This window comes from Vibrio sp. Vb0598, from assembly GCF_033338935.1.
Taxonomy (GTDB): Bacteria; Pseudomonadota; Gammaproteobacteria; order Enterobacterales; family Vibrionaceae; genus Vibrio; species Vibrio alginolyticus.
Window position 1 is genome coordinate 1 of the sequence record NZ_JAWOTP010000066.1, and the last position, 1,908, is coordinate 1,908.

Sequence of the window (1,908 nt, forward strand, 5' to 3'; positions counted from 1 at the left end):
TTTTCCCTAGTGGCAACATCATGATCTTGTCTAACGTGTCTACAGCACTGATAACGTCCGATTCAAAATCAAGGCTCTCTGCACCTATCATCGCTTCAATATGATTTGCTTGGTTATTGGTATCGACAATTAACTTTGAATTCCATTGATAACTCAGGAACCAAAGGGCAGAAGCACCAACAAGAACACCAGCACAACCCACGTATATGCCCGTACGCATCCATCCAGATTGCTTTTGATAGTGGCGGTTAACGGTACCTAATAATTGCTCTTTAAAGATGACTCGCTCAAAAAGATTTTTAACAAAATAGCTATGTGAACTGTTAACGTTTGTCGCTAAAGGCAACCTCCCTAGTCCCAATCCATTAGTTGATTCACTCATCAGTCGATCAACAGGAATGCCTTCTTGTACAGAGCTAAGCAAGAAAACACCGCGAATAAGGGCTGGCTCTTCAAACGTGTTCTGCGCAAATATCTCAGACAAAAACTCATCTAAGTTTGCTTGTAAAACTCGCAGCTGTTTTGGAAATTCGAATATTAGCGTGCGCTTTTCTAAGTCATCTTCAGTTTCTAATATACGTAACATGCGCGCATCGAGCCGCTCCAACATGCCGTGAAACTCTTTATTGAATAGAGAAATAACACCACGTTCGTCATCAACTTCTCGTGGGAACATAAATCCAAAAAGTTCCTCACGCTCTTCTTTACTTAAATCAGCAAAAAATTCATTAAAGCCAGCAACCAGATCCATTTTCGTCAGCAGAACATAGATTGGGAATTGCATACCCAACTGATTTTTTAGTTCCTGAAGGCGAGATTTTATTGATCTGGCATGTAAGCTACGCTCCGTACGAGTTTGAGACATCACACTTGCTAGGCTGACTGTTACGATAGCGCCATTGATAGGCCTTTGAGTGCGGTATTTCTTAAGCAACCCTAAGAAACCGTGCCAAGCTTTAGAGTCAACCTTTTCTTGACTATCTTGCGTGGTGTAACGTCCTGCTGTATCAATAAGTACTGCTTTATTAGCAAACCACCAATCACAGTGACGTGTTCCACCTACACCAGCTATAGAGTCAGCCCCTAAGCTCTCAGCTAACGGAAATTCCAAGCCAGATTGCTTTAGAACCGTGGTTTTACCTGTTCCAGGAGGACCAATCAGAACGTACCAAGGTAAATCGTACAAACTACGCTTTCCTTTATGCGTTTTTGTCACAACTTTGATCGCTTGCTCTATACGATCGCGCATTACGTCAATTTCACTGGCGGCTTCTTTGTCTGATTGGCTGTCTACTTCAAGCAACGTCTGAATACTTTCGTCTTCTCTAACTTTCTGTTTGTGCTGCTTTGTTAAGTTGATAAGCGCCCAAGCAAAAACAATCACTAAGATCGTAACTAAACGTTGGAAATCACTTTTAAGCGGCTCGTAACCTGCAACCGTGATCAGAGGACCCACAACCCAAATAAAAATGGAGCACGCGGCTACACCGACTAAACCAAGAAACCATCTTTGGGTAAATACTCTGCCTATTTCTTTAATACTCATTTCCTTGCCCAACCGTTAGTTGCCCACAATAAGATCGATTTCAATTCGACGATTCATTGCTCGGTTCTTTTCACTATCATTTTCTACCAAAGGTCTCGCATCACCCAACCCTTCAGGAATCACTCTTCCTTTAAGTGCACTGTTGGAGATTAACTGTTCGGAAAGAGAAGTTGCGCGAGCTAAAGACAAGTGCCAATTGGATGGGTACTTGCTGGTAAATATCGGACGGTCATCGGTATGCCCGGTAATTATGATCTTCCCTTGTGTCGCTTCTAAGGTGCGTGCAACTTTAGAAATAACTGGCTGTATGTAAGCCACAACGCTCGCACTACCAGATTCAAATAGGTCTTGAGCTTTAAGAG

The 1,908-nt window shown here is 42.6% G+C and carries 2 protein-coding genes; both read right to left on the reverse strand.

The window, feature by feature from the left end; genetic code table 11:
* On the reverse strand, positions 1–1,546 hold a 1,546-nt coding region (gene tssM / locus R7Q38_RS22905; protein WP_318114402.1), incomplete at its 3' end, for a type VI secretion system membrane subunit TssM.
* A 15-nt stretch (positions 1,547–1,561) separates the two neighbouring features.
* A partial coding sequence (locus R7Q38_RS22910) for an OmpA family protein (protein ID WP_318114403.1) occupies positions 1,562–1,908 on the reverse strand: 347 nt, incomplete at its 5' end.